The organism is Mucilaginibacter sp. (assembly GCF_039207105.1).
In the GTDB taxonomy this organism is placed as follows: domain Bacteria; phylum Bacteroidota; class Bacteroidia; order Sphingobacteriales; family Sphingobacteriaceae; genus Mucilaginibacter.
In genome coordinates this window covers 77,734-103,286 of the sequence record NZ_JBCECK010000003.1, presented here as the reverse complement: position 1 = coordinate 103,286, position 25,553 = coordinate 77,734, and the positions used below count along the sequence as shown (strand labels likewise).

Here is a 25,553-nt window from a genome sequence, read left to right as displayed (position 1 = left end):
GTTTACACCCGCGTCAATTTTGTAATTGGTACCTTGAAACTTGATGTATGGGTTTAATCTTAAAATATTGTTGTTGATCTTATACAGGCTATCTTTCTGGCTGTTGATGTCAATTGATCCGCTTAAACCGGCATAAAACTGTTTAACGGTTTGGTTGATAAAGCCAGAAATGATAAAGTTGTTTTCCCTGGCCTGGTAAGCATTGCTGAACGCATAGCCTTTTACTTTTAAGGCGTAGGTGAAATCATTTTCAACGTCCTTATAGTTTTTGGCCAGCTCGGCTTCGGCACCAATGGTATTGAAGTGTTGCTTGCCTGGGACAAAGGTTGTAGGTGGAGGAACAGATTGATCATAACCGTAAAAGTTAGTACCCATACGGTTGTAGGTTATACGACCGCTGATATTATTATCACCCAGAATGCTTTTGCCAAATACACCTACATCATCCTTACTCTGGCTTTGTTTTTCTAATGAGCCTGATTGTGAAAAATGCTTGATATAACCACCCAACTGTAATGCCTGATCACGACCGTTTGAAAAATAACCTTCTCCAAAAAGTGTTTTCAGGTTGCCCAAACCGGCTTTAACGTAATTGTTAAGTAATACAGAATCCTGTTCGGGCGGCCTTTTCATAGGCTCCAGCTGCCTGATCTCAGAATTTTGTTCTTGTCTTTTATCCAACGGAGCATAAGCTAAGGGAGCCTTGAAGGGAGCTTTATCTTCCAGATCGGGGTTACGGCGTATCTTTACCGCATCGGCCAATACTGGTTTGTACGCGGTGGTCACTACGATCTCTTCAGAAAGGCTGCCTCCGTTCGTATCATTGTTGGAATTGTTACCTCCGCCTTTTTTAGTCGTATCCTGGCTTGCCTTCGCGGCCGCGTCGCCTAAATTTTTTGAGACATTATTGCTTGCCGGCTTTTTTGTTGCAGCTGCTTTTTTTGGGGCAGGAGCCGGAGCTTTGGCAGCCGGTTTTTTTGCCGGTTTAGTTTTAGGAGCGCTTTTAGTAGTTGCCTTTTTCGCCGGTTTCTTTGTTTGTGCTTGTGCAGGAACAAAGTATAATGCTATTATTAAGGTAAGCAGCGTAAAGGTATATTTTAAGTTCATTGCTTGTCTTTTCATCTTATTCTTTGTCATCCTGTTTAGTTTTGACCTGGGGCTTTAGTAGTATCTGCCGGTGCCACATCGGTTGAATCAGTGGCGGTTGTATCAACAACAGGCTCCGGTTTAACGGGCTTACCTGTTAATATGCCCATTTTTTGACGGGCAGTTGGCAGTATATCATCTTTACCCTTGTAATTATCAATGATACTTTGTAAGGTGGCTTTGGCCTGGAAATTATCTTTTAGCCTCACGTAATTATCGGCCAGCAAAATATAAGTTTTGGCTACCCAGTAATCATAATTTGGCATGTCTTTAGCCAGGTCAAAACACATTTTTTGCGATGTTTTGTAGTGACCTTTTAAATATTCAATATTGGCAACATTGTACTTGGCTTCTGCAGCGGCTACGGTTTTGGTATTGGTTACGGTGTAATTAAACTCTTTAACGGCAGCAGTAGTATCGCCTTTTTGCAGATAAGCTTTACCGGCATAAAGACCAGTACGGAATTTATCTTCCTGGGCGGCTTTATCGTTCTCACGTACTTGTTTTACATAATTAAGCACATCATCGGGCATCTGCATTTGCGCGTAGCAAAGCATCAGGTTGTTGATGGCGAAAGAATAGTCTTCCTTAAACTCGGCATTGGTTTCCAATTTTTTCAGGAACACGATGGCTTCATTATATTTTTTCTGGGAGATGTACAGCTTGGCCATGCTGATCAACGATTTCTCGGTGTAAGCACTTGTCCAGTCATTTAGGATCACGTTATAATCAACCACTGCCTCTTGCGACCTGTTCAGGTTAACCAAAGCCTGCGCCCTGATAAAGCGGGCCTGTTTTTCATAGATCTGCTTGCTCGGGAATTTATCGAAGTAAGCGTTTACCGCGCCTACAGTACCTTGCCAATCGCCTTTTAAATATAGGTTGTTGGCGGCGGTTATCATGATATCTTCCTGTTGCGAGGTGGTATAGTTACCAATGGGGGTGCTGGTAGCGTAAGCGATGAATGTTTGGGCATCGCCTTTATCGGTATATATTTTTTCAATTTGTTTGAGTGCCTGTTTAGCCTCGTCAGTTGAAGAGTAGTTTTGAACTACTTTTTTAAATGATTCAACAGCGGCATCGTCATTGTTGGCGTTGTAATCAATTAAACCGATGGTAACCAGCGCACGGGGTACATAGCTGCTGTTCGGGTATTTCTGGATCATGGCGTTCAGATCTGTTTTAGCCCTGTCGCCGTCATTTTTCAGGAAGTAGGTATAAGCTATCTCAAATGAAGCGTCATCAGAATAATCGGAGTTAGGGAAGGTGCTTAATACATCATTCAGTGTACTGATCTTAGTATCCAGCGAGCCCTGTAACCCCTGAATCATACCACGCTGAAACAAGGCATAATCCTCGCCCTGGTTGTGCATGGCAATAATGCGGTTGTAATAATCAAGCGCTGTGCCGTAGCTTTTTAATACAAAATAGCTATCTCCGAGCCTGGTTATGGCATCATTCTCGGTATTTTTATCCTTTACATCGCCACGTAAAAACTTTTCAAAGTAGCTGGCGGCTTTGCCGTATTGCTCTCCGTAAAAGGCCGCGTAAGCCAGAGCGTAATTGGCGTAATTGCTCAGGTCAGTTTCTTTAGCTTCGGGCATGCTTAAAAACTTCTCAAAGTTTTCAACCGATTCGCCGTATTTACGCACCTCGTACATAGCCTCTGCCATCCAGTAGGTAGTTAGGGCCTGGGTTTTGGTATCAGTAGGGTTTTTTAACGAACGCAGGAAAATACCTATAGCATTTTCAAATGCCCGCTCATTATAAAACTCCAAACCACGGTAGTAGGTAACTTTCTGATAAGCTGTTAGCGCGCTTTGAGATTTATTAGGTATAGGCTCCAGAATTTCGACAGCCTCTTTGTAGTTGCGTGAGTTTAACAGCTCTTCGCCCAATAATATTTTTACCTCATCGTTACGGCGCGAGCGCGGGTAGTTTTTTAAATACAAGCGGGTTGCGGCAAGTGCTTCGGTATTAAAATCAAGCTCGTATGATAGCTTGGCATATTCATACAAAGCATCTTCTTGCAGTTGTTTATCGTAAGTAAGTTTTGAAGCAGCCAGGAAAGCGTTGCGGGCGCTTTGCTTGTTGTTCATTTTCAGAAAAACATCACCAAGCGTGTAATTACCACTTTGGCTGTAAACATCGCCCTGTTCAATCAGGTGCTCCAGTTCGGTAGCGGCTTTGGCGTAATTACCCACTTTGTAGTAGGTATAACCTATCTGGTAGCTATCCTGCGTATTTTGGGTTTTACCCTGATCACGCTGCTGAAAGCGGTCGTAATATTTAACCGCGCTATCATAGTTGGCTTTAGCAAAGTATGAAGCGGCAATAATGCGCAGCATTTCGGTTTCGTGCTCCTGTTTGCTGTTGTTTACAATAGGTACGGCATAGCTTAAAACATCATCATAGCGTTTATCTAAAAAGTAAACAGCCGATATGTAGTAAGGATAGCTGCTCTGGTATTTCTTTGAGTTTTTTAAACGCTCAAAATTGGCCAGGGCCAGGTGGTAATCTTTATTAAGATAAGCTATGTAAGCAAAGTAATAGGTAGCATCTTCGGTAAATTCAGAGTGCCTGCTTTTTACTTCGGCAAAAAGCGGTTGGGCGCTTTTGAAATCGTTGGTTGAGAAGTAAGCGTATGCTTTACGGAATTTGTATTCGGTATTATCATGACCATTAAGCTCGCTGGCTTCTACCTTATCAAACCAGCGCAGGGCGTCCTGATATTTACCTTGTTTAAAGTACGATTTACCAATTTGGAAGTATGCCAGTTTGGTCAATGGGTTCTCAGGATGCTCTTTAATAAAACGTAGGAACATGCTTTCGGCATCGTCATTATCTAAGTTAAGGGCGCAAAAAGCCTCGTAGTATTGGCTGTTTTCTTTAACCATTGACAGCTCAGATTCAAACTGAGGCTGGGTGTTTGTTTTTAGTCGGGATGCTTCAACCTGGCGAAATTGCTCAGCTGCCGAAACGAATTTTCCCTTGTCCATGAGGTCAATAGCCGAATGGTAAGTGCGGTAAATTTGAGTGGCTGGATTTTGCTGGGCATGTGCTGTTGAAACAATAAATACCGGGATTAGCAGGGTGATGTATTTAATTTTGATCATAAAGCGCATACTAACGATTGTGCTAAATTAGCGAAACGAAAAAGAGCTGTTAACATAAGTAATTAACAAATGTGGATAACACATTCTATTGAACGAAGGTAATACTTCAGATAATATCTGTGTGGAAAACTTTAAAATTTGTTGAATAAACATGGTGCGGGCGCGGTGCCAAAGTTAATTAAATAGTGGTTATGGCCGCAATTTATTTGAAGATAAAGCATTATATAGTATGGCGTATTTGATGATGTTACCATTGCTATTGGCCGGCGTTATTTTAAAACGCCGGGGGGAATATGCTTGTAAATTGCTGGTCATGCTGTTGTTTTTTCCTCTGATTTTAAAGGCACAAAAAATAACTAAGCCAATTGTTTTAATTAATGAGCAGTTGCCCATAACTGCCAAAGAATTTTATGTGGCTAATGTAGTTGATGCCCGAGACGACCGTCGTGCTGTTGCCTGGTTATTGCCTGCAATGGTAACTGGTACCACACCCGGAACCCCATATACTACCGATTTTAAGGGAGGTGTTTTACCGGCCATTAAACAATTTGTAAACGTGGCTTTACCACCAAACAGATCATTAAGGCCGGTAACCATTAGTATTAAAAAGCTGCGCCTTGATGAAACCGTGTTACCGGGCGGCAATGTGGAGGGTAAAGTGAAAATATCATTGTCATTCTATCTGCAAAAAGAGGATCAGCAAGTTCATCTGATTGATTATACCGGAAGCGCGGGTTATAACCGGCCGGCCTCACAGCTCATTGATGTTGAACCTGTAGTGCGCCACGCGTTGCAATATGGATTAACCTATTTTAATACCTGGATAAACCGGGAGGCAGATACCAATATTAAACTGGCTAAAGGTGCCAGAATAATTTTTACCGATTATACCGAACAGCCCGAAGGGGATACGATTTACTACTCGCCCAAGCGCCCTTTACGCTGGGATGATTTTAAGGCCAAACCCATAGGCGGTAAGTATGAGGCGGAGGTATTTCCGAGTATAGGTTACACTGAAGAGGTGGAGGTGGTTAAGGGAATTGTAAATGTAAAACTGGCCGTTAAGGCTTATGTACCTAAAAGTGCCTGCTGGGTAAGGCCGGGCAGCCGTAATGATTACAGCCTGAATCATGAACAGCGGCATTTTGATATTGTAAAAATTATTGCCGAACGGTTTAAGCAAAAACTGAGGGCTGAGCAATTAACCGTTGATAATTATGACGGACCTATTAATGTGCAATACCTGGAATCTTTCCATGAAATGAATGTGATGCAGGATCAGTATGATAACGAAACCAGACATGGTACAGGCACCTTTACCCAACAGCAGTGGAATGAAAAGATAGATAAGGAGCTGGCAGGTTTTGAATAGAAGGGGAATGTGGCTTGCTGTGTTTTAGGCCGCGGTATTCAGCTGCCTGCTGATGCTGCCTAACAATACATCAATATCAAATGGTTTAGCTATAAAATCATCCGGAGCGCCAATTTGGTTTAATGATTGAGAAACATCATGGCTCGCAGATATCAGTATTACCGGAATGTTGTGCGTTTCCTTATTAGTTTTAACTTTTCTGCAAAGGTCACGACCGTCCAAATTACCCAGCATAATATCAAGTAGTATTAAGTCGGGAGGGTTCTGGCTTATTTTATCAAGCAAATATTGGCCGTTTGCGAGGGTCTCTACCTCATAACCTGAATCTTCAAGTATGTACTGTAAAACCTCCAGAATGTCTCTGTCGTCATCCACCGCTAATATCCGTGTCATAATTGTATCTTCTTTAACTACTTACCTGGTAATTGCTTAAAATAATAAACGTTTCACTTACAGTTAAGCAATTCTTGTACCAACTTTGCTTCAAGTACTTAAATTTCAGATAAATAATAAAGGTATAGCTAAAACAATACAGCAAACCCAATAAAACCGGGTTCCGGTACTTGTTTCTTATGGTGTAATAGGTGGCTTAATTAAACTACGAATCGGCTTTGTCTATAAAAACGAGGCTTGATTTTTTACACTTGGCGCAAAAATACTTGCGCACGTTTAAAAAAAAGAGCACATTTTTTGTAAACCAGCTTCTGCGCATCTGGAAGTGGTATGGTTCGCCGCATCTGGAGCAGTGATATTTTTTTCTTTTTTGGGTACTTAAATTCAGGTCGTCCACTATAAAACTAATCGGTGGCTTCCAAATTACAATACCTTAAATTAAAAAGAGGGGCTAAGTATCTAAAACATACTTATGCGTCAGTTTGGCTTAATTAGGAGTAAATAAAAATAATTTGTTTGATCTTATCCCAACAAATAGTATTTACGTTGGCATTTATAACACATGTAGCGTTTAAGCGGGAGAAAAAACAGAAACATCTTTACAAAAAAGCTTCTGGGTACACGGCTATCAAGCTGAGATTTGCACCGTGGGCATGCAGGCATCTTTTTGTCTTGCTCAACTATAAGTTCGTTTGGTTTAGCTTGTACAACCATGACATTAATCAAAGATTTATATCAAAAATATTTACTTAAGCCTTCACAATAACAAAATTAAAAAACTTATCAATATTTTAATCAAGGTGACTAACTATTAGTTACTTAGCTGAATTTTATGGGTAATTTCATCAATATTGTAATATCATTGCTGTTTTAACGATATTTTTTATTTATTTATTAAATATTATTGAAGCATATAAGTTGTACTATTGGTTATAAGCTGCTATAAAAGGCAGCTATTATTTATTTATAAAGGTAAAGGGGAGAGGGATTTTATATCAGGTTGTTTACTTTCTCAACCAACTCAGATAAATCAAATGGCTTGTTAATAATGCCGTCGCAACCATAGTTGAGTAAATGGTCGTCATTATTTAGATAGGCCGAAAATATAATAACAGGCGTATTGCAAAATTTAGGATGCAGCTTGATGCTTTTGCAAATCTCGCCTCCGGTGGTACCCGCCACCCGGTAATCTAAAATAACAAGATCTGGAGTAAACTGATCCATAAGCGGCAACACATCAAGGCTGTTTGATGTGCTCTTTACTTCAAATTGCTCATAAGTGAGCGTTTCATGAACAATATCTAATATGTCCTGATTATCATCCAATACTAAAATACGTTTTGACATAAAAAATATTAAAAAGTGAAAAGGCCGAAAAGGTACTAAAGTATATTATGCTATGTATCGTATAGTAGGTAATGGTTTGGGCTAAAAAACTTTATCGGATTTAACGTGCAAATTTAACTAAATTTATATTACCGAGTTAAAAAAAGGTATTGAATTAAACATATTTCTTTTTTAATCAAAATTTTGGAAAGCAACGGTCAAAATACACCAGTAACACAACGCGTTAATGATTTAATTTCGCAGGCTCCGGTGGCAATCAGTTTCCTGAAAGGGCCGGATCTTGTTGTGGAATCGGCCAATCCTCATATTCTTGAATTATGGGGTTGTCCCGGCAGTGTTGTTGGTATGCCGCTTTCGCTTGCTTTACCTTGTGCTGATAAGTTGCCGTTTGTTAAATTAGTACAGGATGTTTACGAAAATGGTCATATTCATTATGGCTACGAAACAAAGGTATTGCTAAAGCGTAACGAGCGTAATAACCTGTTTTATTTTGACTTTGTATATAAGCCCGTTAAGGACGCCTGCAATACTATAATTGGTGTTATGGTAGTAGCTACCGAAGTAACCAAGCAGGTGGTAGCCAGGCAGCTTTTAGAAGATGCTGAAGAACGTCTGCGTCTGGCCATTGAGGCCACCGGTATAGGTAACTGGGACCTTGACCTGGCTGACAATGATCTGATCAACTCCCCGCGGCTTGCCGTAATATTTGGCCTCGACCCTGAGGATAAGATAAACGAAAAGCAGTTGCGCGAAATAATTCATCCTGAAGATAGACATATTGCATTAAAAGCCTTTAAGAAAGCTATTAAAACAGGTGTGTATTTATATGAGGCGCGCATAGTTTGGGCTGATGGATCAATCCACTGGATCAGAACTTCGGGCAAGGTTATTTATGACGATCAGCATAAACCTTTACGTATGCTGGGTACCACCAACGATATTACTGAACGGCGGCATGATGAGATCATGAAAAATGATTTTATAGCTATGGCCAGCCATGAATTAAAAACACCGCTTACCTCCCTTAAAGCCTATACCCAAATACTGGCGGCAAAGGCTAAAAAGATAGACGACCAATTTTTTATAGGCGCGCTCGAAAAGTGCGAAAAGCAGATCAACAAGATGACCAGGTTGATATATGGTTTTCTGGACATGTCAAAAATTGAGTCGGGCAAAATGCAGTTTAATCCTCAGAGTTTTGATATCAATGCCCTGATCACCGAAGTGGTGGCTGATAACCTGTCTATGGATGAAGGGCACAACCTGATTTTTACCGGCGGCGAAGCAATTTATATCAATGCCGATAAAGATAAGATCATACAGGTACTCAATAATTTGATCAGTAACGCTGTAAAGTATTCTACAAAAGGCAGTACGGTAACTATAAACTCTTTTATAAAAGGTAAAAACTTAAAAGTGAGCGTAAAAGATCAGGGTATTGGTTTAAAACTGAAAGACCAGCAAACCATATTTCAGCGTTTTTACCGGGTTGACAATGAAAGCACCCGAGGATCATCCGGCTTTGGTATAGGACTTTACCTGTCGGCCGAGATCATTAAACTTCATCATGGTAAAATAGGTGTTGAAAGCCAGGAAGGCAAAGGCTCTGAATTTTACTTTTTGCTGCCGCTGCACGTGCAATAGTAGAGCCTTCCTGACTTTTGTAACGGTTTTGACTATAAAAATCTTAAACTCAAAATTTGTTATTACTTTAGGCGTGTAACATTGAGCTTTATTCGTCAAAGCTATTTACCTACGTATAAACACTTTTTTAGCATCATGGCATTATTAACTATTCTGATCTGTATTGTTCTGCTTGTTTTATTGGTAAGCTGGGCAAAGGTCAACCCTTTTATCGCATTCCTGCTGGTATCTATAGCAGCCGGTATCATGCTTGGCATCCCTATTAATAAAGTTACAGCATCGGTACAAAAAGGTATGGGCGATATTATGGGTCAGCTGCTTATTATCATTTGTTTGGGTGCCATGCTGGGTAAGCTGGTAGCTGTAAGCGGTGCCGCTCAAAAAATAGCAGAAGTGCTGGTAAATGCTGTTGGGCAAAAATATATTCAGTGGGCGTTGGTAATCGCAGGTTTTATTATAGGTATCCCTTTATTTTATGGAATTGGTTTTGTGCTGATGGTGCCGCTTATATTTTCGGTAGTATATAAATATAAGCTGCCTGCGGTATATATAGGTTTGCCTATGCTGGCCTCACTGTCTGTAACGCATGGGTTTTTACCGCCGCACCCTTCGCCATCGGCTTTGGTGGCATTGTTTCATGCCAACATGGCCACCACGTTTATTTATGGCTTAATGATAGCCATACCAGCTATTATTATAGCAGGCCCAATATTTGCCCGTTTCCTTAAAAAAATCCCTTCCGAGCCATTAGCCACCTTCAGGGCCGAAGAATTACCTGAGAATAAGCTGCCGGGAGCGTTTAATAGCTTTTTTACTGCACTGCTGCCGGTTATATTATTAATGCTTACAGCGTTTTTTCCATACATGGGTATTAAGGATCCTACCCTGCTAAAAGTAGTCGCTTTTTTAGGCGATCCATCTATAGTAATGCTCATTGCCCTTATTGTGGCAACATTTACTTTAGGTATAAAACAAGGCCATACCATGAGCCAGCTGGCCGTTAACTATACCGATGCCACTAAAGATATAGCATTGATATTGCTCATTATTGCCGGCTCCGGCGCTTTTAAAGAAGTGCTTACTGCCAGTGGTGTAAGCGATCAGATTGCAGCCCAATTACAACAGTTTAATTTGCCGCCGCTTGTTTTGGGCTGGGTTATAGCTGCCATTATCCGTATTAGCTTGGGTTCGGCAACGGTGGCCGGTTTAACTGCAGCGGGTATTGTATCATCATTGGTGTTGCAAAATCACATCAACCCTAATTTGATGGTATTATCCATAGGCGCGGGTAGCCTGGCATTTTCGCACGTGAACGATTCAGGCTTTTGGTTATATAAAGAATATTTTAACCTGAGCATAAAGGATACTATTAAATCATGGTCAATGATGGAATCGTTAGTTTCTGTTATTGGTTTAATAGGTGTATTGATTATCAATCAATTTGTAAAATAAATCATAACCACCCTATGAAGAAGCTGGCATATTACGCGGTTGCTTTAATGCTGCTGCTGTTCATTAGTAAAACTAATTATGCACAGCAAACAGATACGGGTAGTTATTATACCTCGTTTGATGGTACCAAAATATATTACGAAGTAAATGGCGAAGGTTTCCCGGTGGTACTGGTGCACGGATTTTCGGGCACAGGTGAGGGCTGGAAAAAAGGCCAGCTTTATACAGATCTGCTTACAGCGGGCTATAAAGTAATTATATTGGATCAACGGGGCAATGGTCGGTCAGACAAGCCACATACCGATGCCGCTTACGCCCATGATGCCGAAGCAAAGGATATTATGGGCTTAGTGAGCAGTTTAAAGCTTACTAAGTACAGCGTGGTTGGTTATTCGCGCGGTTCTATTATCGCCTCACGTTTGCTCGTGCTTGATAAACGGGTACAAAAACTGGTGATGGGTGGCATGGGCGATGGATATACCAACCCTGAGTGGCCAAGACGCATACATGCTTACAAAGCGCTGATGGGCGATACCAGTTTTCATGATGTTGATGGCATGGTCAATTACATACACAGCAACCCCGCCTTTGATGTACAGGCGTTGGCCCTGCAGCAGAAATATCAGCCATCAACCAGTAAAGAGGAGCTGGCCCGTGTGAAAATTCCGGTTATGATCATTTGCGGAACCGAAGATCATGATAACGGATCAGAAACGGAGCTTCATAAATTTATCCCAAGCTCGCAATTAAAATATGTACCGGGTGATCATAACAGTGCATCCAGAACTGTACAGTTTTCGGCTACGGTGCTTGCTTTTCTGCAATAGGCAAAGTCTTCAAAATGTCGTTTTTAGAGATATTTAATTCATTTTCGCATCTGCGGCGTGCTATTTGTATAAGTATTAACTGAAAGTTTATTAACACTTATCAGATAATATACATATGAAAAAGCTAATGATATTTGCTTGCCTGCTCGTAACGTTCTTGCTAACGTTTACCTATAACGCGCAGGCTCAGGAAAAAAAGAAAGGGATCAGTAAGCAAGGTAAAGGGGCAATTATAGGCGGTGCAGGTGGTGCTGTAGCCGGTGGCCTGATAGGTCATAATGTTAAAGGTGCTTTAATTGGCGGTGCTATTGGCGCAGGCGGCGGTTACATTATTGGTAATGAGCAACGCCGTGCCGACGAAAAGAAACGTGCAGCATGGCGCAGGGCTCATCCAAAACATACGCGCCATTACACCAAAACTACCAAAACCACTACAACAACCACTATCGAGAACCATTAATAACTGTTAAAAAAGGTTAAAAAGCCTGTAGCTTACCCAAGCTACAGGCTTTTTAATTATATTACATCATCAATGCTTTGAGTGTTACGAAAGGGCTGTTTTAATCGTAATGTATAACAAGTTAATTACAAACAGCATGCTTCAATATTTGGTTTATGTATGATGGGTAGAGCGTTTGCAGCATTCATGTTTTGTTTATTTCCTTGTATAGTGCTGGCTCAAACCTATGGGACAGACACGGCAAAGGCTAATGGATTAAAATCTGATACTGTTGCTCAAAAAGACCTCATTGATGTGGCCAGATCATTATTCAACATTAAGCCCCGTAAAATATCCTATACCGAAAAAAAGAAGGTTTATTTTTCTATCCTGCCCATTTCTTCATCAGATGGCCGCAGCGGTGGTAAGGCTCTTTTTACATCAACTACAGCAGCCTTTTACCTCGGCGATCAGGAGACTACCAATTTATCCAGCTTTACTTTCACGCCCTATTTTAATTTAAAAGGGCGCTACGGCTTGCCCATACGCTCCAACATATGGCTGAATGATAACCAATGGAATATTGTTGGCGACACCCGTTTGCTGGTTTATCCGCAATACACCTGGGGCTTGGGAGGGGCACAGGCAGAAGATGACCGCTTTTTGGTAAACTACCGGTATCTACGCTTTTATCAAACTGTACTAAAAAAGATAAAGCCTTATTTTTACGCAGGCATAGGGTATAATTTAGATTACTATATGGATATTGAGGATGACGGCCCCAATAACCTGCGCAGTTTTACTAACTATAACTATGGTACAGCTACCGGGCAGGATGTATTGGCCTCTGGAGCTACCGTGAATTTATTGTACGATACCCGCAAAAACTCTATTAACCCCTTGCCCGGTGCCTATGCTAACGTGGTATACCGGGTTAATACGCGGGTGCTGGGCAGCCATAACAACTGGCAATCCTTATATATTGATGTTCGTAAATATGTATCGTTAAGTAATTCCGGGCCTAAAAGTGTGCTGGCCTTTTGGTCGTATTATTGGACGTCGCTCACTCCCGGCACACCTTATTTGAACCTGCCCAGCCTGGGTTGGGAGCCCTACCAGCGATCGGGTAGGGGATTTGTACAAAACCGTTACCGGGGCCAGCGATTGGCTTACTTTGAAACCGAATACCGGCGGGATATTACACGCAACGGCCTGCTTGGCTTTGTTTTATTTGCCAATGTAAACTCCGTTACCCAGGCCAACAGCCATAATTTTGTTTACTGGCACCCGGCTGGTGGCAGCGGGCTTAGGTTTAAGTTCAATAAAAAATCGGGTACCAATATCAGTTTAGATTACGGCGCAAGTAAAAACTACTCGGCCATATACCTGAACCTGGGCGAAACTTTTTAATGTCGTCTAATTTATTGTATATCAATTAAATAAATAAATGGCAAATTAAGTATACTTCGTTTTAATTTAATCACTTATTTTTGCGCCATGTTTTTGCCCGGCCGCTTATAGCTCAGATATATCATCTACCGTCCATCGCCGGAAGCCCGTTAATTTTATTTGTTTACCCTGGTTTATAAGCCAGCTGATTTGCCAAAACTATATATGACAAGGAAACGATACGTATACTTAATTCTTATTTTAGGATCGCTTACGGCACTCGGGCCATTCTCTATAGATATGTACCTGCCCGGCTTTAAAGCTATAGCCAAATATCTGCATACCAGTACAGATCAGGTGGCGCTGTCCTTATCAAGCTATTTTATTGGTATATCCGCGGGCCAGCTATTATATGGGCCACTGCTTGACAGGTTTGGCCGTAAACGCCCGCTGTACTTTGGTCTTTGCCTTTATATTGTAGCTTCTGTAGGGTGTTTTTATTCAACCTCGCTTGAAATGCTGATCATTATGCGTTTTTTCCAGGCCATAGGCAGCTGCGCGGCAACCGTTGCCGCTATGGCGATGGTACGTGATCTGTTCCCGGTAGAGGAAAATGCGAAGGTATTTGCCCTGCTTATTTTGGTATTGGGCGCATCGCCCATGCTGGCGCCTACCATTGGTAGCTACATTACAGCGGTATATGAGTGGCAGGTGATCTTTTTAATATTGACCATTATAGCGGTGTTGATATTGCTGGCAGTTATATTCTCGCTGCCCGAGAGTTATCAGCCCGATCCCTCATATTCCTTAAAACCCATACCCATCATCGGTAACTTTTTGCAGGTGTTAAAAGATCCGCAGTTTTTAACCTACTCGCTGAGCGGGGCACTGGCCTTTGCGGGTTTGTTTGCCTATGTGTCATCATCGCCCATTGTATTTATAGAGGTATTTAAAGTGGGTGAGAAAGGTTTCGGGTGGATATTCGCCGGTTTATCAGTTGGGTTTATAGGTTCAAGCCAGGTAAACAGTATGCTGATGAAGAGGTTTAAAAGCGAGCAAATGGTAAATGTTTCGCTCATAGGCATGGTGATTATATCAACCATATTTTTAATAGGATCATTAAATGACTGGTTTGGCATTGGCGGTACCATCGTCATGATATTTGGTGTTTTATGTGGTGTAGGTATTAGCTATCCCAATACCGCCGCATTGTCGCTCGCGCCGTTCACCAAAAACGCAGGTTCAGCATCCGCATTGGTAGGGGCGTTTCAAATGGCTATTGGTTCACTGGCATCGATAGGCATTACCCTCATTAAAAGTCACAGCCCGCTGCCTATGGCAGGTGTTATGGCAGCATCGTCAGTTTTGGCACTCTTGGTATTGGTGATAGGCAAACGTTTTATTAAAAACAAAGTAGAGGCCAGCGCCGATGCAACCGTGATGGCGCATTAATGACCGTTGATTTGGATTGATTACGTTGATTTCGCTGATTATTCATTTGATTTAGATCGATTCCGCTAATAACGATTTTCTTTTAAGACAAGATCTATAATGTTATTATAGTGAACCGCTTCCTGAGGAGGCGGTTCACTATTCAATGAGTCATATCAATAACTTTAATCTTTTATCCTTTGTCCAAAAGTCTAACAGTCCCAAAAGTCCCAAAGCTCACCCCAATACTTCATCAATAATGCCAAATTCTTTGGCTTCGCTGGCAATCATCCAGTAGTCCCGGTCTGATACGTCGTATACTTTTTGGTAAGGTTGGCCGCTGTGTTTGGCAATGATCTCGTATAGTTCCTGCTTCATTTTGCGGATCTGCGTAGCTGCTATCTCAATATCTGATGCCATGCCTTGCGCCCCACCCGAAGGCTGGTGCAGCATTACACGCGAGTGCCTGAGTGCCGCACGTTTGCCCGCAGCCCCGGCACATAACAGCACCGAACCCATCGACAGGGCCATGCCGGTACAGATAGTGGCCACATCGGGGCCGATGAAGTGCATGGTGTCATAAATTCCCAGTCCTGCATATACCGAACCGCCGGGCGAGTTGATATACATCTGGATATCCTTTTTAGCATCGGTTGATTGGAGGAAAAGCAGCTGAGCCTGGATAATATTGGCTACGTTATCATCAACCGCCTGGCCCAGAAAAATAATACGGTCCATCATCAGGCGCGAGAACACGTCCATCTGGGCTACGCGCATCTCACGTTCTTCGGTTATATAAGGCGTTTGGGCTATGGGAAGGCTGTTTTTTTCTACTTCGGCAATAAAACTATCTACCCGGGTACCGGCAATAGCATGGTGCATGACCGCATATTTGCGGAATTCCTGTTTATCGATATTCATAAAATTTAGTGTTTGGAGGTAATGATCTGTTTACCTGTTTGAAAATATACGGGCTATTTTTTGCCTGAAGCTCAGATGCTCAGGCTCATTGAATAATTGCTGGTGAACGGTTTCAATTTCTTCTATTAATTGCTTACGGCCATATTGCCTAACCAGGCTATATACCTGCTGTTGGGCCGCGACATTATCTTTAAGCTCATCATTGATAAGCATTTTGGCCTCAAACAGGAGGGCACTGCCCGCATGCGACTTTTGGAGCAAGTGCTGTTCTGCTTGTGCTATGTTATTCAAGGAAGTCCTCATACCTTAATGCTTTTTGTTTAACCGTTTCCCTGACCTTTTCAATGCACTTATACTTTTGCACCGTTGCCGATCGCACACCCGAAAAGCCGAATAATTGTGCCACTCTGGCCATAGGCAGCTGGTCATAATAAAAAGAGCGCAAGAGTTCCATACAACGCTTGCCGGCGGTTTCTAAAAAGTTCAGAAGTTTATCTTCGGCCGGAGCTGTTTCGGTTTGGTTGCCGATACTTTCGGTAAAGCTATCATCCAATTGGGTGGTTTTGTTACCTTCCTTATAACGTTGTATCCATAGATAACGGGCGGTACCAAAAATGTAGGCTCCTTCGCTGCTGTTAATGGCTATTGATCTGCTTTTTTCATAGTAACTCAGCAGCGCATCCTGAAAAACATCTTTGGCTTCGTCAAAAGAGCCACCATGTTTGCTTACATATTTTGCTACTGCCGGGAAAACCTTTTGGTACAATGCTATAAAAAGCTGCTGCCTTGCCGCCTGCTCCTGTAAATTAACTGTATCCATTGTTTCACTGTTTTATTACTATGTGTAAATGATAACAGATATATCACCTTTTTTGGATAAAAGATTTTTGGAGCAAGGAATAATGACAAAAACTCAAACAAAAATAGTATCCAATATTTTTCACTACTCACTACTCACTACTCACTACTCACTACTCACTACTCACTACTCACTACTCAAACTCACTATCTTAAAATTTACTCATCCTTACCGCGGTAACTTTGGAGCCATCAGCACCTATGGTTTCAAAAACGATATTGGTTTCGGTAAGTTCAGTTACGGTAAATACAAAATCACGGGTTTTGCCATCGGGCAGTTTTTCATTCACCTTAATGTTGTTGCCGTTAAGAGTAAAGCTACCGTGCGATAGGTATTTGCCACCCCATACAATATTCCACTTCATTTCAGGAGTAAACTGAATATAGGGCGAAGCTTCAGCTAATTCGTCTGGTCTCATGCTATCGGGCGGGCTGGCATTGGGGTGTTCTACCTTGACATATTTCCATTTCCCGGTAAGCGTGGCGGTACTAACACCCGGCTTGCACGAAGCCATAAAACATAATATGATGGCGAATAATAAAAAGCTGTAATTTTTCATTTGAAGAATTTGTTTTTTTAATAGTAAGGAAGCTATTATGAACAGATTATTATCCCAGTTCATGATGACTTCACGTAGCTTAAAAGTTTAATCTAAGCTATGCAATTACCATTAAAAATAAAACCCTGAAAGTACGTTATGGTTATTTGCCCTGGGCGCGCTTCCTTGCCTTTTCTTCTGCTTTCTTCACTTCATCTTTTTCACTTAGTGGCCCTTCGGTTTTAATCTCTTCGCCAGATGTTTTGCTTTTGCCGGTATCTCCTTTTTTAGCACCGGTCTTATTGGGTTTTGCAGGAGTAGTCATAATATATGGAATTTGATGATACCTATTTGAATAACTCCCTGTGGATGGTATTTGTTTCAAATCCAAAAATCATTTAATCAGAAGAATCAGAGCCCAAAATCAGCGGTCAAAAATATTTTTGAAAAAAGCTGTAACAAGTATAAATTACAAATGTCTTAATGACACTATATAGCCAAGGTACTCCAATCCAGTAAAGCTATAAGTTATTGTGAGGGCCCGCACCTTAAGGGTTCCGTTAAAAAAATCAAACACTAAATCTTAAAAAAAAATGAACAATCTAATTGTGATGCTTTGGTGGGCTGTGCCCGTCATCCTGATTTTGCTGATGTACAAATCTGTTTTGCGCGTATTTTTCGGCATGGTGATCGTGCCCGATAACCGTATTGGCCTAGTGGTTAAAAAGTTCACCTTGTCCAGCAAATCGCGCCTGCCGGATGGTCGTATCATAGCCATCAATGGCGAGGCCGGCATGCAGGCCAAAGCCCTTGCGCCTGGTTTGTATTGGGGTATGTGGCCCTGGCAGTACGGCATTACTATGGAGCCCTTTACCATTATTGAGCAAAATAAGCTGGGACTGGTAAAAGCCAAAGATGGAGCCACGCTTGATACCGGCCGTGTACTGGGTAAACCGGTTGACTGTGATAAATTTCAGGATGCCATAGCTTTCCTGAATAACAACGGACAAAAAGGTCCACAGGCCGCTTTCCTGACGCCGGGTAGTTATCGTATCAATACCTTTTTGTTTGAGATTGAAATGGTGCCCATTACCCAGATACATGAAAACAAGGTAGGTATAGTTACCACGCTTGATGGCGAACCGCTTGATAAAGGTGAAATTGCCGGTGAATCGGTATCGGGGCATAAAAACTACCAGGATCCTATTGCCTTTATCAATGCGGGTGGCTGCAAAGGTTTGCAGGAGGATGTGATACTGGCTGGTACCTATTACCTTAACCCCTGGTTTGTGATTGTGGAGCAGGTGGATATGACCTATATACCTATCGGCTACGTGGGTGTAGTAAACTCCTTTGTGGGTCCCGAAGGTAAAGATACCAGCGGCGATGCCTTTAAACACGGTAACATTGTTCACCGCGGGCAAAAAGGTGTTTGGGAAGATCCGCTTGATCCGGGTAAGCACCCCATCAATATTTATACGCACGCTGTGGAGGTGGTACCTACTACCAACATTGTGCTTAACTGGGCCGATAGCCGTACCGAAGCACATGAACTGGATAAAAACCTGTGTACCATTACCGTGAGATCAAGCGATGGTTTTACCTTTAATTTGGATGTGTCACAGATTATACACGTACCACGTAACGAAGCTCCAAAAGTAATAGCCCGTTTTGGTAAAATGAAAAACCTGGTATCGCAGGTACTGGAACCAACTATTGCCAACTATTTCCGTAACTCGGCACAAAAGAGTGATGTGATAGGCTTTTTGGCCAATCGTATACAAAGGCAAAGCGACGCGCGCGACCATATAGGCGCCGTGTTAACAACCTATAACGTAATTGGGGTTGATACGCTGATAGGCGATATTGTGCCTCCTGCCGCGCTAATGAAAACCCTTACCGACCGTAAACTGGCCGAAGAAGAGAAAGTAACTTACGAGATACAACGCCATGCCCAGATTGAACGTAAGGAATTTGAAAGCGCGAGGGCTGGTGCCGATATGCAGCCCGAAGTAGTAAAATCAACCCGTCAGGTAGAGATCAATACACAAATGGCGGCTTCAAAAGTTGCCGCATCACGTGGTGAGGCAGAGGCCAAAACCATTAACGCCAAAGCCGATGCAGAGGTAAGGATAACCATAGCTAAGGCCGATGCGGAAGCCAAAACAGTAAATGCCAAGGCCGATGCCAATGCCACCGAAGTAAATGGTATTGCCGAAAGTACCAAGATCAAGGCTATAGGTTTAGCTGAGGCCGAGGTAACCAAGCAAAAAACCGATGCTATGGGTACCGAACAATACGCTATTGTGCGTGTAGCCGAAGCGCTGGCTACCAATGGTATTAAACTGGTGCCTGAAATATTGGTTAGCGGTAAGGAGAACGGTGCGGGTAATGGTATTATTGATGCCCTGATAGGTAGCGAAATGCTAAAAAAACTACAGAAAGCAAATGAGGAGGATAAGGCTGAGTAATAATGTACTTTTAACAACAAAGGCTGCCTATTGGCAGCCTTTGTTGTTTATTTTTTGTTTTTCAATTCCCTGATCTCTGTTCTCAGCTCCTGTATCTGTTGCTGGGTATGTTTGTTTTCCAGATAAAAGTATATAGCGAATGCCAGGAATATTTTACCGAGTATAAATACCCCTGCAAATACCCAGCGCCAGGCTTTATGCAGGCGCATGTGGCTTGATGAACCTTCTACTTCAATGTATTGGTCGCCTTTGTCTTTTTCTGTATCGGGGCGTTCACGATCATTCTTGCGGTTAAATACCTGCGGTGAGGATTCCTGATGAGGGATAACGGCATTTATTTCCTGTGCAATTTTATACCATGTTCCGGATGGGGGCTCAACGGCCAAATTACGGGCCAGCTTTTCTATATCCTTTTCCAGTTGCTGCAGGGCTTCATTAACTTCAGGATATTCTGCTTTCATGAACAGCAACTCCTTTACTTCCTGCTCAGAGGCGGCACCTAAAACAAAGGTTTCTAAAATACCGCTTTCTATGTATTCCTGTGTCCTCAATTGCTGCTCCTGATAATAGTAAAACAATCTTTTAATATTTTCCTGATATTCTCTTCGGGTTGGTTAAGCTCGGTTGCAAGGCTGGTAATGGTTTTGCCATACCAATGTACCCCGCAAAAAACAAGCTGCTGCTCGTGAGTCATCTGTTGGGTGTATTTATTATCACAGATGGATGGTTTGTTTTCACTCTTCCCATTATTTTGATAAGCCGTACTTACAAAATATTCAGACAGCTTTTTACGGGCCATTGACTGCAGGTGGCAAAAGGTATTTACATCCTCGTTGGTAAGCTCATCCAGCTCATTAGGTACGTCTTTAAATACCGCAACCAGGTATTGTTCGGCAATAGCCTGGTTTTTAACAACATCGCCTATATAACCTAAAAGCATGCCGGCATATTGCTGATAAAGTTTATGCACTAATAGTAAGCGACTTTGGCCAACAGATACCGAATTTTGAAGTTGCGTATTCACAATTAATGCTTAACTATAATGGGATAACTTCCCTGATTCAAATATATTAAAATTAGTATGAGCTTTTATAAACAAGAATCTTTAGGCAATGTTTTCTTATTATTTATTGCAACGGTTATATAATTGTTAATTTTAGTTAAAACATTCGTTATTGTAAATAATATCCGTGTGTTCTGATTATTTTTATACATGCTTCGCCATCTGCTTTTAATCGTAACAATTTGTTTGATTTCGGGTGCTGTTTTTGCTCAAAATACACAAAGCGGTACTGTATTTGAAAACAAAACCCGGGTGGTATTGCCAGGCGTTATGGTTGAAAATGCCAATAATGGTAAACATACACTTACCGATAAATCCGGAAAGTTCATTATTCAGGCTAAAGCGGGCGATAAGCTTTTCTTTACCGGTTCTTTTTACCGGCCCGATACTTTACTACTTACCAATTTAAACCCGAAAGAGATTTTCCTAACTCCAAAACAAACCACACTCAGCGAGGTCCAGGTAACTAACATCGAACTTAAAACACGAAAAGGCGAGTTTACAGATCCTGCTTTTCACGGACAAACGGTGGTATATCACCGGGATCAGAATGGGAATTATGATGGCGGTATCACCGTGCGCTTACACTGGTGGGATAAGGACAATAAAAAGAAGAAAAAACAGGAGGAGTTTATTAAAGATCAGCAAATACAGGATGAAATAGCCAAAGTGTTTAGCGCCGATAACATTGCCCGATATGTGCCGCTGAAAGAACCTGATCTGGATAATTTTATATTGCTGTACATACCCTCGGTTAAAACCTATATCAACAGAAATTTTAACCTGGCAAGCTATCTGAACGTTAGCTATAAAAAGTATCAGGAACTGCCTCCAGACCTACGTACAGCAGGCCAGTTGAATAAATAATTTTTAATTAGGGTGTAACTAATATTCAAATAAAGCATCATTTAATGGTATAGTATCAATTAATCCATCCACAATCTATTAAATAATGCAAATTTCTACAGTTGTGCCGTCAGTTAAAAACAGCCATATACAGGCTGGGAAAATAGTCTATATCGATAATCTGAAAGTAGTGCTTACCATTTTAGTGGTACTGCACCATACTTTTATAACATACGGTGCACCAGGAGGTTGGTATTATAGCGAAAAAACAACAAAGGTAGCAGCGCAAATACTCATGACGATTTTTGTAGCAACTAACCAATCTTTTTTTATGGGCTTTTTCTTTTTTATATCAGCCTATTTTACTGAATCGTCTTATCACAAAAAAGGAGCACCAGGTTTTATTGTAGATAGGTTTAAACGGTTGGGTATTCCGCTGGTGTTTTACTCCTTTATATTGTCGCCTGTATTAAGTTATTTGGTTTACCGCTTTGGTCAGGGGCATAATATTACGTATGCCCAATATTTGGGTGGTTTTCATCACTGGATAGATTTTGGCGTGTTGTGGTTTGTAGCGGCTCTGCTATTGTTCAATGTGTTATATGTGATAGTTATGCTGCTTTTTAAAAATGTAAAAGCATTACCAATAGGCCAAATGCCTTGTATAACAACCATAGTGTTTTTTACACTGACGCTGGCTTTAGGTACTTATCTAATGCGCTGTATATTCCCGGTTGGCTGGGTTTTGCAACCTGTTGGCTTTCAGTTGGGGCATTTTGTGCAGTACATTGCCTTGTTTGTTTTGGGGATAATGGCCAGGCGCGGGGAATGGCTTAATAAGGTTGATTATAAAACAGGCAAAGTATTTACAATGATGGCTTTATTGATGCTCCTTATTGGTTTTCCGGCAATTTATTATTTAAAAATCATCACCAACAGCCCTATAGAAACTTTTAGCGGTAATGGGTGCTGGCAATCATTAATGTATGCCTGTTGGGAGCAGTTTACGGGTATATTTATTATAGTGGGAATGGTGGGTATTGCTGAACAAAAATGGAGTGGACAATCTGTGTTGATAGGAAAAATGTCAAGAGCAGCTTTTGGCGTTTATATTTTTCACCCGCTGATACTGATCTCGGTATCTATGCTGTTTAGAGCATGGAGCGTTGACCCCGCTGTTAAATTACTATTGGTAGCACCACTTGCCGTTACAGGATCATTTTTGTTAGCACATTTGTTATTGAAAATTCCTGGAGTGAAGGCGGTTATTTAAAACTTGTACTTATTACTGCCAATAGTTGCAACCATGCAACCAAGCACCATTACTATGCCAAAAAAGGCCATGATCAGATTAGTATGATTAGGCAATGCGATTACCAGAATGGCTAATAAAAAGCATATGCTGCCGCTAATCATCAGCGTACCGCCAATCCAATTGGTTAATCCATCTTTATCTTTGCATTCTCTTTCGTCGTAGCCTGCAATAATGTTTACCTGCTTTTTGTACTTAATCAGGTATGCCAAAAAAACTACCAATAGCGCTGCACCACCTTCAATAATACCCAATAAGGCGCATCCTGTATTCATAGTGCAATATAAGCTATAATTACTGTGCTTTCAAGCTATCGGCTTTGGCTTTAGCCTTTTTCTTGAAAAAGCCGCGTAGCAGAAAATTGTGCTGAACGGCTTCCAGATCGTCATTTAACTTTACCGAGCTTTGCTGCAGATAGTTAAGTGTGGTACGTACCTGGGTAGCGCCTTTAGAATCATTCAGTAGTACACCAATGGCATTATCGGTAGTATTAAGCTTGTTGCTTGCTTTGGTTAAATTATCGGTTAGAGTTGATGCGTTGGCCGCTGTTTGCTGCAATTGCGCAACCGACTGGCTTATTTTATTAAAAGTAGCGGTATCGGTAAGCAGTTTATCAGCAAAGCCACCTTTAGTGTTCATTTTGGCGCTAAAGGTATGTAACTGTACAGCCATCTGTGCGGCGCTTTGGGTAGTTGTTTGCAGGTTTTGCATAGCCGCGCGCAATTGCATGGCCATCGTGCTATCCGTCATTAGGGTGCCAATGGTTCCTTTACCTTCCAGTATTTTATGGCTTAATACTTTAAAATCATTGGTAATAGCCAATATATTCTGGTTATTATCCTGCAAGGTTTTCAGCATATCATCGGTTGAAAGCATTTTTTCAGCTTGTAACTGGTCGCCATCCTGTACTACAGGAGCTTGAGGACTGCCGCCATCAATAACAATGATCTTATTACCGATCAAACCGTCCGATCCAATTTTAGCCCCGGCATCGCGGTGAATGTATTGCTGGGTTGCTTCATCAACATGCATAAACACCTGAACTTTTGATGGGCCAATGAATTTAACTTCGCTTATGGTACCCACTTTAACACCTGAAAACCAAACGTTGTTACCTTTTTTTAATCCGGCAACATCGCTAAATACCGAGCTGATCTTGATGTTTTTAACAAAGGCTTTTTGCTGGCCACCAAGTGTAAATACACCCAGTATAAATACCACCAGGCCGAGCGCTAAAAATATGCCTACTATAATTGCTTTTTTATTTTCTGTTCTATCCATGATAATGGTTATAATAACTTGTCTTATTGTATAAAGTTGTAATCAAAAAATGGTTTAACCCGCTCATCATTAGTATCAAACACTTGTTCAAAAGTGCCGGTACGCTGAAACTGACCGTCAAGCAACATGGCTATCCGATCGCCGGTTTGTTTGGCACAGGTAAGATCATGGGTAATGATGATGGATGATGTATTATATCGCTGTTGAACCTCGTTAATAAGGTCGTTGATCTCGATGCAGGTTATCGGATCAAGGCCCGCGGTTGGTTCATCATACAACATAATTTCAGGATTCAGGATAAGCGTGCGTGCAATGCCGATACGCTTACGCTGCCCGCCCGAAAGCTCCGATGGCATCTGGTTGATGGTTTGCGACAAGCCCACAGCCTCAAGCACGGTCTCTACTGATGTATTAATTTCCTTCCGGGTAATATTTTTGCGGTTACGAACCAATGGAAATTCAAGGTTTTTGCGAACCGTCATACTATCGTACAAAGCACTGTTCTGAAACGAAAAGCCTATCCGGATGCGTAACTCCTGAAGTTGAGCATCTGTTATTTGAGCAATGTTATGGCCCAATACGGTTATCTCACCTTCGTCGGGTTTTAATAAGCCTGATATGATCTTAATTAAAACCGATTTACCTGTACCCGAACGACCGAGTACTACCAGATTTTCGCCCTGGTATAGGTCAAGGTCTATTCCGCGCAAAACGGCATAATCCTCAAATGCTTTTTTGAGCCCCCTGATGCTGATAACCGGATTGCTATGATCAACCTGTGTTTTTACCTTTTTCATATTAGCGGAACCAACTGGTTATCTGTACAATAATTACTTCTTCAATAAACACCAGGAACATGGCCGTAACCACTGCTCCGTTGGCGGCTTTACCCACACCCTCGGTACCTTTGGTTGAGTTATAACCCTGGTAGCAGCCTACTATACCAATAGTAAAGCCAAATACTATTGATTTAATGAGTGATGCTATAAAATCAATAAAAGTTAAAGGCTCAAACACCTGCTGAATAAAAGTGCTCCAGCTGGTGCCCTCATTTTGGCTCACATTTAAATAACCACCCACTATGGCTATCAGCGCAGTATAGGTTGATAAAATAGGTATGGTAATAGTAGTTGCCAATACCCGGGTACATACCAAAAATTTAAATGGTTTGGTGCCCGATACTTCCATAGCGTCAATTTGTTCGGTTACCCGCATAGAGCCCAGTTCGGCACCAATACTTGAACCAACTTTACCCGATGCTATTAGCGCCGTAACCAAGGGCGCTAACGCACGCATAATGGCTATGGATACCAGCGATGGCAGCCAGGACGTTGCCCCAAACTCCGAAAGGGATGGTCTTGATTGCTTGGTAAATATCACCCCAACAATAAAACCGGTTACCGAAATAAGAGTAAAGGAGCGCACGCCTACTTCAAAACATTGCCTTACCACCTCTTTAATTTCAAATGGCGGTAAAAAAGCTTCCCTGAAAAAACGGAGGATAAATTGATTGATCTTATAGAGGTCGGTAAAAAAATTTATCAGGCTTTGCTTAAGCTTTGAGTTTTTTTTAGTTACCGTTGTTGTGCTTTCTGCTGTATCCATTAATATGATATAGTAGTATTTTGTACAAATTTGACTATGGTTACTCTACAATAAACTTATTGCAATTGTTTGCTGCTAAGTACATTATCCGGCGTTTTTTG

Annotated in this window: 24 protein-coding genes and 1 pseudogene; 10 read left to right on the top strand and 15 right to left on the bottom strand. The window is 41.6% G+C overall.

The features are described 5' to 3' along the window. Window positions 1-1,122: pseudogene (locus AAGC65_RS01510) on the bottom strand (hypothetical protein); the annotation flags it as partial. A gap of 20 nt (window positions 1,123-1,142) precedes the next feature. Continuing rightward, window positions 1,143-4,262, bottom strand: coding sequence for a tetratricopeptide repeat protein (locus AAGC65_RS01505; protein WP_343110633.1), 3,120 nt, complete (start codon window positions 4,260-4,262; stop codon window positions 1,143-1,145). Window positions 4,263-4,491: 229 nt separating this feature from the next. Here AAGC65_RS01505 and AAGC65_RS01500 point away from each other — a divergent pair, with 229 nt between their 5' ends. Beyond that, window positions 4,492-5,634, top strand: a complete 1,143-nt coding sequence (locus AAGC65_RS01500) for a hypothetical protein (protein ID WP_343110632.1) — start codon at window positions 4,492-4,494, stop codon at window positions 5,632-5,634. Between the two features lie 24 nt (window positions 5,635-5,658). Here AAGC65_RS01500 and AAGC65_RS01495 read toward each other — a convergent pair whose 3' ends face one another. Both AAGC65_RS01495 and AAGC65_RS01490 read right to left on the bottom strand, forming a co-directional pair. Continuing rightward, window positions 5,659-6,027, bottom strand: coding sequence for a response regulator (locus AAGC65_RS01495; RefSeq protein ID WP_343110631.1), 369 nt, complete (start codon window positions 6,025-6,027; stop codon window positions 5,659-5,661). Window positions 6,028-7,017: 990 nt separating this feature from the next. After that, window positions 7,018-7,374, bottom strand: coding sequence for a response regulator transcription factor (locus AAGC65_RS01490; RefSeq protein WP_290324080.1), 357 nt, complete (start codon window positions 7,372-7,374; stop codon window positions 7,018-7,020). 183 nt (window positions 7,375-7,557) lie between these two features. Here AAGC65_RS01490 and AAGC65_RS01485 point away from each other — a divergent pair, with 183 nt between their 5' ends. From AAGC65_RS01485 to AAGC65_RS01460, 6 genes are all read left to right on the top strand, one after another. Beyond that, window positions 7,558-9,018: an ATP-binding protein gene (locus tag AAGC65_RS01485; RefSeq protein ID WP_343110630.1), complete on the top strand. Its 1,461-nt coding sequence runs from the start codon at window positions 7,558-7,560 to the stop codon at window positions 9,016-9,018. 135 nt (window positions 9,019-9,153) lie between these two features. Then, window positions 9,154-10,470 (top strand): gluconate:H+ symporter, encoded by a 1,317-nt coding sequence (locus AAGC65_RS01480; RefSeq protein ID WP_343110629.1) that lies wholly within the window; start codon window positions 9,154-9,156, stop codon window positions 10,468-10,470. 14 nt (window positions 10,471-10,484) lie between these two features. Further along, a complete protein-coding gene (locus AAGC65_RS01475) occupies window positions 10,485-11,297 on the top strand; it encodes an alpha/beta hydrolase (protein WP_343110628.1) in 813 nt (270 codons plus the stop codon). Window positions 11,298-11,412: 115 nt separating this feature from the next. Continuing rightward, window positions 11,413-11,757, top strand: coding sequence for a YMGG-like glycine zipper-containing protein (locus tag AAGC65_RS01470; RefSeq protein ID WP_343110627.1), 345 nt, complete (start codon window positions 11,413-11,415; stop codon window positions 11,755-11,757). A gap of 159 nt (window positions 11,758-11,916) precedes the next feature. Continuing rightward, the gene (locus AAGC65_RS01465; RefSeq protein ID WP_343110626.1) at window positions 11,917-13,146 is read left to right on the top strand and encodes a hypothetical protein; all 1,230 of its coding nucleotides are present in this window, start codon (window positions 11,917-11,919) and stop codon (window positions 13,144-13,146) included. Window positions 13,147-13,350: 204 nt separating this feature from the next. Beyond that, on the top strand, window positions 13,351-14,577 hold the full coding sequence (locus tag AAGC65_RS01460; RefSeq protein ID WP_343110625.1) for a multidrug effflux MFS transporter: 1,227 nt from the start codon (window positions 13,351-13,353) through the stop codon (window positions 14,575-14,577). Between the two features lie 216 nt (window positions 14,578-14,793). Here the strand turns inward: AAGC65_RS01460 and AAGC65_RS01455 are convergent, their stop codons facing one another. The 5 genes from AAGC65_RS01455 to AAGC65_RS01435 form a co-directional block, all read right to left on the bottom strand. Continuing rightward, on the bottom strand, window positions 14,794-15,477 hold the full coding sequence (locus tag AAGC65_RS01455; protein ID WP_343110624.1) for an ATP-dependent Clp protease proteolytic subunit: 684 nt from the start codon (window positions 15,475-15,477) through the stop codon (window positions 14,794-14,796). 30 nt (window positions 15,478-15,507) lie between these two features. Next, window positions 15,508-15,780, bottom strand: a complete 273-nt coding sequence (locus tag AAGC65_RS01450) for a hypothetical protein (RefSeq protein WP_343110623.1) — start codon at window positions 15,778-15,780, stop codon at window positions 15,508-15,510. Continuing rightward, a complete protein-coding gene (locus tag AAGC65_RS01445; RefSeq protein ID WP_343110622.1) occupies window positions 15,761-16,297 on the bottom strand; it encodes a sigma-70 family RNA polymerase sigma factor in 537 nt (178 codons plus the stop codon). Before AAGC65_RS01445 ends, AAGC65_RS01450 begins: the two co-directional genes overlap by 20 nt. Window positions 16,298-16,487: 190 nt before the next feature. Beyond that, window positions 16,488-16,895 (bottom strand): hypothetical protein, encoded by a 408-nt coding sequence (locus AAGC65_RS01440; RefSeq protein WP_343110621.1) that lies wholly within the window; start codon window positions 16,893-16,895, stop codon window positions 16,488-16,490. A 142-nt stretch (window positions 16,896-17,037) separates the two neighbouring features. Next, window positions 17,038-17,199 (bottom strand): hypothetical protein, encoded by a 162-nt coding sequence (locus AAGC65_RS01435; protein WP_343110620.1) that lies wholly within the window; start codon window positions 17,197-17,199, stop codon window positions 17,038-17,040. Window positions 17,200-17,467: 268 nt separating this feature from the next. Here AAGC65_RS01435 and AAGC65_RS01430 point away from each other — a divergent pair, with 268 nt between their 5' ends. Further along, window positions 17,468-19,345, top strand: a complete 1,878-nt coding sequence (locus tag AAGC65_RS01430; protein ID WP_343110619.1) for an SPFH domain-containing protein — start codon at window positions 17,468-17,470, stop codon at window positions 19,343-19,345. A gap of 47 nt (window positions 19,346-19,392) precedes the next feature. Here AAGC65_RS01430 and AAGC65_RS01425 read toward each other — a convergent pair whose 3' ends face one another. After that, complete coding sequence (locus tag AAGC65_RS01425) at window positions 19,393-19,923, bottom strand: hypothetical protein (RefSeq protein ID WP_343110618.1); 531 nt, start codon at window positions 19,921-19,923, stop codon at window positions 19,393-19,395. Beyond that, window positions 19,893-20,369 (bottom strand): hypothetical protein, encoded by a 477-nt coding sequence (locus tag AAGC65_RS01420; protein WP_343110617.1) that lies wholly within the window; start codon window positions 20,367-20,369, stop codon window positions 19,893-19,895. The genes AAGC65_RS01425 and AAGC65_RS01420 overlap by 31 nt, the downstream gene beginning before the upstream one ends. A gap of 189 nt (window positions 20,370-20,558) precedes the next feature. On the opposite strand from AAGC65_RS01420, the gene AAGC65_RS01415 reads away from it, so the two are divergent. Next, entirely contained in the window at window positions 20,559-21,275 is a 717-nt protein-coding gene (locus tag AAGC65_RS01415; RefSeq protein ID WP_343110616.1) for a hypothetical protein, read from the top strand. An 85-nt stretch (window positions 21,276-21,360) separates the two neighbouring features. After that, entirely contained in the window at window positions 21,361-22,527 is a 1,167-nt protein-coding gene (locus AAGC65_RS01410) for an acyltransferase (protein ID WP_343110615.1), read from the top strand. Here the strand turns inward: AAGC65_RS01410 and AAGC65_RS01405 are convergent. Genes AAGC65_RS01405 through AAGC65_RS01390 form a run of 4 tightly spaced genes read right to left on the bottom strand, consistent with a single transcriptional unit; the run spans window position 22,524 to window position 25,452 of the window. Beyond that, the gene (locus AAGC65_RS01405) at window positions 22,524-22,841 is read right to left on the bottom strand and encodes a DUF3784 domain-containing protein (RefSeq protein WP_343110614.1); all 318 of its coding nucleotides are present in this window, start codon (window positions 22,839-22,841) and stop codon (window positions 22,524-22,526) included. The genes AAGC65_RS01410 and AAGC65_RS01405 overlap by 4 nt on opposite strands. Before the next feature lie 19 nt (window positions 22,842-22,860). After that, entirely contained in the window at window positions 22,861-23,847 is a 987-nt protein-coding gene (locus AAGC65_RS01400) for an MlaD family protein (RefSeq protein WP_343110613.1), read from the bottom strand. Window positions 23,848-23,870: 23 nt separating this feature from the next. Further along, window positions 23,871-24,644 carry an ATP-binding cassette domain-containing protein gene (locus AAGC65_RS01395; protein WP_343110612.1) on the bottom strand — a complete coding sequence of 258 codons (774 nt, stop codon included), beginning with the start codon at window positions 24,642-24,644 and terminating at the stop codon, window positions 23,871-23,873. 1 nt (window position 24,645) lies between these two features. After that, window positions 24,646-25,452: an ABC transporter permease gene (locus AAGC65_RS01390; RefSeq protein WP_343110611.1), complete on the bottom strand. Its 807-nt coding sequence runs from the start codon at window positions 25,450-25,452 to the stop codon at window positions 24,646-24,648. Window positions 25,453-25,553: the final 101 nt, after the last annotated feature.